This is a genomic window from Candidatus Rokuibacteriota bacterium (assembly GCA_016209385.1).
Taxonomy (GTDB): domain Bacteria; phylum Methylomirabilota; class Methylomirabilia; order Rokubacteriales; family CSP1-6; genus JACQWB01.
In genome coordinates this window covers 1-8,991 of record JACQWB010000219.1, presented here as the reverse complement: position 1 = coordinate 8,991, position 8,991 = coordinate 1, and the positions used below count along the sequence as shown (strand labels likewise).

The 8,991-nt window shown below is 70.2% G+C and carries 8 protein-coding genes; all 8 read left to right on the top strand.

Annotated elements, in window-relative coordinates; translation table 11 throughout:
- On the top strand, positions 1 to 153 hold a 153-nt coding region (mraY, locus tag HY726_16315; protein ID MBI4610562.1), incomplete at its 5' end, for a phospho-N-acetylmuramoyl-pentapeptide-transferase.
- A 10-nt stretch (positions 154 to 163) separates the two neighbouring features.
- Entirely contained in the window at positions 164 to 1,582 is a 1,419-nt protein-coding gene (locus HY726_16310) for a UDP-N-acetylmuramoyl-L-alanine--D-glutamate ligase (GenBank protein MBI4610561.1), read from the top strand.
- Positions 1,583 to 1,905: 323 nt separating this feature from the next.
- Positions 1,906 to 3,000: a putative lipid II flippase FtsW gene (gene ftsW, locus HY726_16305; GenBank protein MBI4610560.1), complete on the top strand. Its 1,095-nt coding sequence runs from the start codon at positions 1,906 to 1,908 to the stop codon at positions 2,998 to 3,000.
- Positions 3,001 to 3,028: 28 nt separating this feature from the next.
- The gene (locus HY726_16300; protein ID MBI4610559.1) at positions 3,029 to 4,435 is read left to right on the top strand and encodes a UDP-N-acetylmuramate--L-alanine ligase; all 1,407 of its coding nucleotides are present in this window, start codon (positions 3,029 to 3,031) and stop codon (positions 4,433 to 4,435) included.
- The gene (gene murB / locus HY726_16295; GenBank protein MBI4610558.1) at positions 4,429 to 5,307 is read left to right on the top strand and encodes a UDP-N-acetylmuramate dehydrogenase; all 879 of its coding nucleotides are present in this window, start codon (positions 4,429 to 4,431) and stop codon (positions 5,305 to 5,307) included. The genes HY726_16300 and murB overlap by 7 nt, the downstream gene beginning before the upstream one ends.
- On the top strand, positions 5,307 to 6,164 hold the full coding sequence (locus tag HY726_16290) for an FtsQ-type POTRA domain-containing protein (protein MBI4610557.1): 858 nt from the start codon (positions 5,307 to 5,309) through the stop codon (positions 6,162 to 6,164). The genes murB and HY726_16290 overlap by 1 nt, the downstream gene beginning before the upstream one ends.
- Positions 6,165 to 6,388: 224 nt before the next feature.
- Positions 6,389 to 7,633 (top strand): cell division protein FtsA, encoded by a 1,245-nt coding sequence (gene ftsA / locus HY726_16285; GenBank protein MBI4610556.1) that lies wholly within the window; start codon positions 6,389 to 6,391, stop codon positions 7,631 to 7,633.
- A gap of 127 nt (positions 7,634 to 7,760) precedes the next feature.
- On the top strand, positions 7,761 to 8,945 hold the full coding sequence (gene ftsZ / locus HY726_16280; protein ID MBI4610555.1) for a cell division protein FtsZ: 1,185 nt from the start codon (positions 7,761 to 7,763) through the stop codon (positions 8,943 to 8,945).
- Positions 8,946 to 8,991: the final 46 nt, after the last annotated feature.

Here is an 8,991-nt window from a genome sequence, read left to right as displayed (position 1 = left end):
TTCAAGCTCACCGGCCGGCGGGTCTTCCGCATGGCGCCGCTCCACCATCACTACGAGCTGGCCGGGTGGCAGGAGCCGAAGATCATCGTGCGCTTCTGGATCATCTCCTTCGCCCTGGCGCTCTTGGCCCTGACGACGTTGAAGCTGAGGTAGCCCGGTGCTGATGGTGGGCGAAGAGGTCGAGGTGAGAGGGACGGCGTACCGTGAGTGGCTTGGGGGGAAGCGGGTCACGGTCGTGGGACTCGGCCGAAGCGGCGTTGCCGCCGCCCAGCTCCTCGCGCGGCTCCGTGCCCGCGTGACGGCCACGGACGCCAAACCGCTGGCAGCCCTCGGGACCGACGTGCGGGGCCTCGAGGCGCTGGGTATTCACCTCTACGCGGGCGGCCATCCGCCGGGCGCGTTCAGCGGCGCCGAGCTCATCGTGGTGAGCCCCGGCGTTCCCGCCGCCCATCCGGTCCTCGCCGGCGTGAGAGCCCGCGGGGTCCCGATCGTCGGCGAGCTCGAGCTGGCCTGGCGCGCCATGGATTCCCCGGTGATCGCGATCACCGGCACGAACGGCAAGACGACGACGACGGCGCTGGTCGGCGCGCTGCTCAAGGACCAGGTCCGCCCCGTCCTCGTCGGCGGCAACATCGGGACGCCGCTGGCGGCCCACGCCCTGGACTTCCCGGCCGACGGGATCGTGGTGGCCGAGGTCTCCAGCTTTCAGCTCGAAACCATCGAGACCTTTCGCCCGCGCGTCGCCGCGGTTCTCAACCTGACGCCTGACCACCTGGACCGTCACGGGAGCTTCGCGGCCTACGTGGCGGCCAAGGTCCGGATCTTCGAGAACCAGACCGAGGCGGACTGTGCCGTGCTGAACTTCGACGACCCCGCCGCGGCCGCGCTCGCGGCCCGCACGAAGAGCACGGTGATCTTCTTCAGCCGCCAGCACCGGCTGGAGCGGGGCGTCTTCTGCCATGAGGGTTGGATCGTCGCCCGGCTGAACGGCCGCGTGGAGACGATCTGCCCCCTCGACGAGATCTTTCTCCGCGGGGAGCACAACGTCGAGAATGTCCTGGCGGCGACCGCCTGTGTCCTCTGGACCGGGATGGCGGCGCCGGCGATCCGCCGGGCCATCGCCGCCTTCCGGGCGGTTCCGCACCGGCTCGAGTGGGTCCGGGACATCCGGGGCGTGGCCTACTACAACGATTCGAAGGGGACCAACGTGGCGTCCACGCTGAAGGCCCTGGAGAGCTTCACCGAGCCGGTCATCCTGATCGCCGGCGGCCGCGGCAAGGGCCAGGACTTCACCCCGCTCGCCGAGGCTGCCCGCGGGCGGGTCTGCCTGGCGGTCCTGATGGGCGAGGATCGGGAGAAGATCCGGGAAGCGCTCGCCGCCGCGGCGGTCCCGTCGCTTTCGGCTGGCTCGATGGACGAGGCGGTGAGGCTGGCCAGTGCCGATGCGCGGCCGGGCAACGTGGTGCTGCTTTCCCCGGCCTGCGCGTCGTTCGACATGTTCGAGAACTTCGAGCATCGCGGCGAAGCCTTCAGGACAGCGGTCCTCGCCCTCGGCGTCCCCGCCCGGGAGGGCTCGCGCTGACACATGGCTAGAAATCTCTCGCGTTGCAACGTGCTGTCGCGACTTCGAGCGCGCACCCACGGCTCCGCCGTGGGTACCCGGCCCGCGCAATTGACTCGGGTCTCGCCTCGTGGCTGTCACGTACTCGGGTCTCGCCTCGCCGCTGGCGCAGGCGATGAAGCTGCCTGCGCCGAAGCGCCTCAGCTCGAACTGCCACGCCTGCGGCTCGTCCGAAGCCCCTCGGCTCGAACTACAGTGGGGGAGGTTCGGAAGGGGCGGGTACCCGCGCCGAAGGCGCACCCACGGCAGCGCCGTGGGTACCCGGCCCCCCTCCGAGGGTTCTGATGCCTCGCAAGCTCAGGCCCGACCCGTGGCTCTTCGGCGCGGTCGTGGTGCTGGTCTCCATCGGCGTGGTAATGGTCTACTCCGCCAGCGCGATCGTCGCCGCCGACCGCTTCCACGACCCGTACTTCTTCCTGAAGAAACAGCTCATCTGGGCGGTCCTCGGCTTCGGGTGCCTCTGGGGAGCCATGGCCCTGGACTACCACCGGCTGGAGCACGCTGTCGTCCCGCTCCTCGCCGTCTCCCTCCTGCTGCTCGTCCTCGTGCTGATCCCACCCTTCGGCCAGGAGATCAACGGCACGCGGCGGTGGTTCCGGTGGGGGCCGGTGTCCTTCCAGCCCGCGGAGCTGGCGAAGCTCGGCCTGGTCTGCTACCTGGCCCTCTTCCTCAGCCGCCGCCACGACGCGCCCAAGACCTTCTGGACGACGCTGCTTCCGCCGCTTTTGGTGGCCAGCGTCATGGCGGGGCTCGTGGTGCTCCAGCCGGACCTCGGCTCGAGCCTGACCCTGCTGGCGCTGGCCTTCGGCCTGCTCTTCCTGGCGGGGACGCCGGCCCGGCTGATCGCGCTCGTCGGCGCCTCGGCGCTCCCGCTCGTGGCGCTGGCGGTCGCCATCGCGCCCTACCGCTGGCAGCGCGTCGTGGCCTTCCTGGACCCGTGGGCCGACCCGCAGGGGAGCGGCTTCCAGATCATCCAGTCGTATCTGGCGTTCGGCCCCGGGGGCTGGTTCGGGCGGGGTCTCGGCGAGTCCCGGCAGAAGCTCTTCTATCTCCCCGAGCCCCACACCGACTTCATCTTCGCGATCATCGGGGAGGAGCTGGGGCTCGCCGGGACGGTGATGGTGGTGGGCCTCTTCGGCGTGCTCGTCTGGCGCGGCCTTCGGGTCGGGCTGAGAGCGCCTGACCCGTTTGGGGCGTACCTGGCGCTGGGGCTCACGCTGCTGGTCGCCTCCCAGGCGCTCGTGAACTTCGCTGTCGTGACGGGGGCGCTCCCCACGAAGGGGCTCCCGCTCCCCTTCATCTCCTTCGGCGGCTCGGCGATCCTGACTGCCATGGGGGCGACCGGGGTGCTCCTGAACATCTCGCAGCACGCGGGCTGATGCGCGGGCTCATGTAACGGGACGAGGCGTGTTCAAGAAGTACCAGCAGATCCACTTCGTGGGAATCGGCGGCGTCGGCATGAGCGGCATCGCCGAGGTCCTGCTCAACATGGGCTACCGGATCACCGGGTCGGACACGAAGCGCGGCGAGAGCGTCGAGCGCCTGGAGCAGCTCGGGGCCAAGGTCTTCACGGGCCACGACGCGGCCCACGTGGAGGGGGCGCACGTGGTGGTCTACTCCTCCGCGGTGGCGAAGGACAACGCGGAGGTCCTCGCGGCGCGCCAGCGCGGGATCCCGGTCATCCCGCGGGCGGAGATGCTGGCCGAGCTGATGCGGCTCAAGTACGGCATCGCGGTGGCCGGCACTCACGGCAAGACGACCACCACGTCGATGGTGGCCGCGGTCCTGGCTGAGGGGGGATTCGATCCGACGGTCGTGGTCGGGGGGCGCATCCACGCGCTCGGGACCAACGCGCGCCTCGGCCAGGGGGAGTTCCTGGTAGCGGAGGCCGACGAATCCGACGGCTCCTTCCTGAAGCTCACGCCGACGATCGCGGTGGTGACGACCGTGGACGCCGAGCACCTGGACTACTACCCTTCCGTCGAGGCGATCCGGGAGACCTTCCTCGAGTTCGTGAACAAGGTCCCCTTCTACGGCGCAGCGGTCCTCTGCCTGGACCAGCCCAACATCCAGCTCATGATTCCCCGGGTGGAGAAGCGCCTGCTCACCTACGGCCTCGAGTCGGGGGCCGACCTCATTGCGCGCCGCGTGACGTTCGCGGGCCTGACCTCCAGCTTCGAGGTCGTCCACCGCGGCCGCAGCCTCGGCGAGTGCCGGCTCCAGGTCCCGGGGGCCCACAACGTCCTCAACGCTCTCGCGGGGATCGCGGTCGGGCTGGATCTCGAGATTCCCTTCGCGACCATCGAGGCTGCCCTCTCCAACTTCTCCGGTGTGCAGCGACGCTTCCAGGTCAAGGGCGAGGCTGGCGGTGTGCTGGTGGTGGACGACTACGGCCATCACCCCGCCGAGATCCGGGCGACCCTGGCCGCCGCCAAGGCCGGCTTCGACCGCCGGATGGTCACCGTGTTCCAGCCTCACCGCTACACGCGCACGCTCCATCTCCGCCAGGAGTTCTGGACGGCCTTCTATCAGACCGACGTGCTCGTGGTGATGGATGTCTATCCCGCCGGTGAGGCACCGATTCCCGGCGTCAGCGCCCGGGACCTGGCAGAGGGCATCGCCGCGCACGGCCATCGTGAGGTCGTGTACCTCGATAACGACCGCAGGGGGATCCTGGACTACCTCTGCGCGAACACGCGGTCTGGCGACTTGGTCCTCACCCTCGGGGCCGGCGATGTGGGCCAGCTGGCAGGCGAGCTGCTGGCCCGCTTGAGCGCCCAGGAGGGCTCGGAAAAGAGGAGGTCGAGATGTTAGGGGAGATCCGGGGTGAAGTCCGCTTCAAGGAGCCGCTCTCCTTCCATACCTCCTTGCGCCTCGGGGGACCGGCGGATATCTTCATCATCCCCCAGGACGTGGACGACATCTGCCACGCGCTCTCGTTCGCCGAGCGCGAGTGCCTCCCCGTCGAGATCATCGGCGGCGGCAACAACCTGCTGGTGAAGGACCGGGGCGTCCGGGGGGTAGTCCTCAAGCTCGAGGGGAGCCTGGGTCGCGCCGAGTTCCAGGGCGAAGAGGCGGTAGCCGGCGCTGGCGCAAGCCTCTCAGCCCTGATCCGCGAGGCGGCGGCGCTGTCGCTCGGCGGGATCGAGTGCCTGTCCGGGATCCCGGCCACCATCGGCGGGGCCCTTGCCATGAACGCGGGCACGCCCGACGGGGCGATCGGAGACTTTGTCTCCGCGGCGTACTTCCTCCACCCCGACGGGACGCTCGGCGAGCTGAAGCCGGGCCCGACCGCCTTCGCCTACCGCTCGTTCTACTTCCCGCCGGGCGCGGTCCTGATCGGCGCGCGCCTGAGGCTCCACCGGCGCCCCCAGGCGGACATCCAGCAGGAGATCAAGCAGCGGTTGAAGCAGAAGAAGGCGACCCAGCCGCTCGCCCTGGCCTCGGCCGGGTGCGGGTGGCAGAACCCTTCCGGCGATCACGCCGGGCGGCTCGTCGAAAAGGTCGGCCTCAAGGGGAAGCGGGTGAACGGCGCCGAGATCTCGGGCAAGCACGCCAACTTCATCGTGAACCGGGGCGGCGCCACGGCCGCGGACGTGCTGGTGCTCATGGGGCTGATGCGGGAACGGGTGTTCGCCCAGTTCGGGATCACCCTCGAGCCCGAGATCCGGATCATCGGCGAGTGATGCGGGGCTCATCCGGCATCCTCTCCCCGCGCCGAGCCCTGGAACCCCCTGACGATCTGGCCGAGCGGTATTCGTTCGTGGCGGGGCAGCGCGTGCACCGCCGGCGTGCTCGCGTCCGCGCCTCCGCCCTGCGCCGGAGCCTCAGCCTCGCGGCGGCGCTCGCGGTTCTGGTCGCGGGTTCCGTGGTCTTGGTTCACTGGCTCCTCACCGCTCCCCGCTTCGCCGTGGCGGAGGTGGAGGTCCGGGGGCTCCGCTGGCTCGAGGAGGCCGAGGTCCGGGCCGCGGCCGGGATCGCGGGCAGCGAGAACCTGTTCAGGCTCGACACCCGGGCCGTCGCGGAACGGATCGAGCGGTTGCCGCGGGTCAAGCGCGCCGAGGTCATCCGGGGGTTCCCCAATCGCGTCACGCTGCTGGTCGAGGAGCGCCTGCCGTTCGCCCTGCTCGTGAGCGCGGGGCGCCTTCACTGGGCGGATGAGGAGGGGCGCGTCCTCGGGCCTGAGCCCCGGGCTGTCGTTCCGGGGCTTCCGGTGATCACCGGGCTCGACACCGACCGCGCGCCCGTCGGTGTCCAGGGGAGCGCCGAGCGCACGCGGACGGCGCTCGCGCTTCTCAGGACCATGCTTCGCACAGGCACCCCGCTCGCTGGCCGCGTGTCGGAAATCGACGTGCGGGAGACGGGCGGGGGACCGGTCCTCTACACCGTGGACGGCGTGGAGGTGAGGCTCGGCGACGAAGCCTGGGAGGAGCGGCTCGGGCGACTTGAAGGCGTGCTCGCCCAGCTCCAGGCTCAGGGGGAACCGGTCGAAGCGATCGACCTCCGCTTCAGGGACCAGGTGGTCCTGAAGCCGAGAAAGTAGCGCCGTGCCGATAAGCATCGCATCTCTGCGTCCTCCGACCACCCTTCGGGTGGTGCCCGCGCCGATCCTCAACGTACCGGGAGTACGCCTCCGGTCGGCTCCTCCCTGCGTCCTGCACCCATCTTCGATGGTACCCGGCTCGCTTCTCAGCACGGCGCGGATGACACGACCCAACGGTTGACTTCGATGTCTGCAAGTCACGTCAGCGAGAGAAAGTAGCCGTCATGGGCAGGGGCCCGAAGCGAGTCCTGGTCACGGGGTTGGATGTCGGCACCACCAAGGTCTGCGCCGTCATCGCCGAGCAGACGCCGGCGGGAGGGCTCGGCATCATCGGCGTCGGCACCAGCCCCTCCAGGGGGCTGCGGAAGGGCGTGGTGGTGAACATCGACTCGACCGTGGAAGCCATCAAGAAGGCCGTCGGCGAGGCCGAGGCCATGGCCGGGGTGGAGGTCGAGTCGGTGTTCGCGGGCGTGGCCGGCGGCCACATCCGGGGGATCAACAGCCGGGGCGTGGTCGGGGTCTCGGACAAGAGCAAGGAGGTGAGCGCGGCCGACGTGGCACGGGCCCTGGAGGCGGCGCGCGCGATCAACCTCCCCCCCGACCGGGAGATCATCCATGTCCTCCCCCAGTCGTTCCTGGTGGACGACCAGGACGGTATTCGAGAGCCGGTCGGGATGTGCGGGGTGCGGCTGGAGGTGGAGGTGCACATCGTCACGGGCGCGGTCGCGCCGATCCAGAACGTGGTCCGGAGCGTCAACCGCGCCGGCCTGACCGCCCAGGACATCGTGCTCCAGCCCCTGGCCTCGGCCGAGGCGCTCCTGGCGGCGGACGAGACGGAGCTCGGCGTGCTGCTCGTGGATCTGGGCGGCGGCACCACGGACGTGGCCCTGTTCTGTGACGGCGCCATCTGGCACACGAGCGTCCTCGCGCTGGGCGGCGATCACATCACAAACGACATCGCCGTCGGGTTGCGTACGCCGGCGGCGGACGCGGAGCAGCTCAAGCGGCGTCACGGGTGCGCCCTGACCGCCCTCGTTCGGGACGACGAGACGGTCGAGGTCCCCTCGGTCGGCGGACGGAAGCCGAGGGTGCTCTCCCGCCAGATCCTCTCGGAGATCATCCAGCCCCGCGTCGAGGAGATCTTCACCCTTATCGTCAAGGAGCTGGCTCGCGCGGGCCTCCAGGATGCGGCCAGCGCGGGGGTGGTGGTCACCGGAGGTACCTGCCTCCTGGAGGGCGTCGCCGAGCTGGCCGAGCAAGTATTCGACCTTCCGGTGCGACGGGGGATCCCCGACTGCGTGGAGGACGCGCCCCCGGTCGTGAGGAGCCCGATCTACGCGACCGGCGTCGGGCTCGCCCTTTACGGAGCCCGACGGCAGGGTCCTCCATCTCCGGGAAACGGATCCGACAGGCCCCTGTTTCAGCGCATCTCCCGCCGGATGCGGGAGTGGGCCGGCGGGATCTTCTAGCGCTGGTGCAGGGACAGGGCGCGGCGTGGCTCGTCAGGGTGGGGGCAAGTCGAGAGCGAGCGGGCAGATCGAGCTTCGCCTGAACCTCCCGCCGACCCGGCGGGGGGCACAAGGGAGGGGTGAGCCGATGGAGGACGGGAGAGCCAAACGACCGGTCTTCGAGCTTGAGCTCGCGGGGGACACTGGCGGCCCCGGGAGCGGCGCCGTCGCGCGGGAGGGAGCCAAGCTGAAGGTGATCGGCCTGGGTGGCGGCGGCAGCAACGCGGTGAGCCGGATGATGGCTGCGCGCTTCACCGGCGTGGACTTCATCGTGGCCAACACCGATCTCCAGGCCCTGCGCGCCTCGCCCGCTCCCATCAAGGTCCAGCTCGGGGCCAAGCTCACCGGTGGCCTCGGGGCCGGCTCAGACCCGGAGATCGGCAAACGCGCTGCCGAGGAGGACTGCGAGCAGATCGCCCGGCTCCTCGAGGGGGCCGACATGGTCTTCGTCACCGCCGGCCTCGGCGGCGGCACGGGCACCGGGGCCGCGCCCGTGGTCGCGGCGGTCGCCAAGCAGCTCGGAATTCTCACCGTGGCGGTGGTGACCAAGCCCTTTCTCTTCGAGGGGCGCCGACGGGCCCAGCAGGCCGAGACGGGGCTCGCCCAGCTCAGGAGCGTGGTGGACACGCTGATTGCGATCCCGAACCAGCGGCTGCTCTCCGTGGTCGAGCCCGGGACTCCACTCCTCGAGGCGTTCAAGGTGGCGGACTCCGTGCTGCATCAGGCCGTCCAGGGGATCGCGGACCTGATCCTGGTCCCCGGCCTGATCAACCTGGACTTCGCCGACATTCGCACCGTCATGTCGGGGATGGGGATGGCCCTCATGGGGGTCGGCGTGGGGAAAGGCGAGCATCGGGCCCTGGACGCCGCCCAGAAGGCCGTGGCCAGCCCGCTCCTGGACGAAACCTCCATCGAGGGAGCGCGCGGGATCCTGATCAACTTCACGGGCGGCTCCGACCTCTCGATTCACGAGGTGGAAGAGGCCGCGCGGATCGTGCAAGAGGCGGCCCACGAGGAGGCGAACATCATCTTCGGCGCGGTCATCGACGAGCGCATCCAGGAAGAGGTCAGGATCACCGTCATCGCCACCGGCTTCAGCGAGCGGAAGGAAGTCACCACGGCGGGTGGGAAGGTGGTGGATCTCGCCAAAGGCCCCCGGCCGGTTCCAGGGCCGGCCTGGCGCCGCCGGCCTGCGGAAGTACGCGCGGAGGGAGGCGCTCCGGCCGAGGAGGACCTCGACATCCCGGCCTTCCTCAGACGGCACGCCGATTAAGGTCGGAGGGGGCCTCGACGGCCCCCTCCGATTCCTCCCCCAGGAC

Excerpts from the sequence above, each read along its gene's own strand:
- ftsZ (MBI4610555.1), top strand. The coding sequence starts at position 7,761 with ATGGAGGACGGGAGAGCCAAACGACCGGTCTTCGAGCTTGAGCTCGCG.
- ftsA (MBI4610556.1), top strand. The coding sequence starts at position 6,389 with ATGGGCAGGGGCCCGAAGCGAGTCCTGGTCACGGGGTTGGATGTCGGC.
- murB (MBI4610558.1), top strand. The coding sequence starts at position 4,429 with ATGTTAGGGGAGATCCGGGGTGAAGTCCGCTTCAAGGAGCCGCTCTCC.
- HY726_16290 (MBI4610557.1), top strand. The coding sequence starts at position 5,307 with ATGCGGGGCTCATCCGGCATCCTCTCCCCGCGCCGAGCCCTGGAACCC.
- HY726_16310 (MBI4610561.1), top strand. The coding sequence starts at position 164 with ATGGTGGGCGAAGAGGTCGAGGTGAGAGGGACGGCGTACCGTGAGTGG.
- ftsW (MBI4610560.1), top strand. The coding sequence starts at position 1,906 with ATGCCTCGCAAGCTCAGGCCCGACCCGTGGCTCTTCGGCGCGGTCGTG.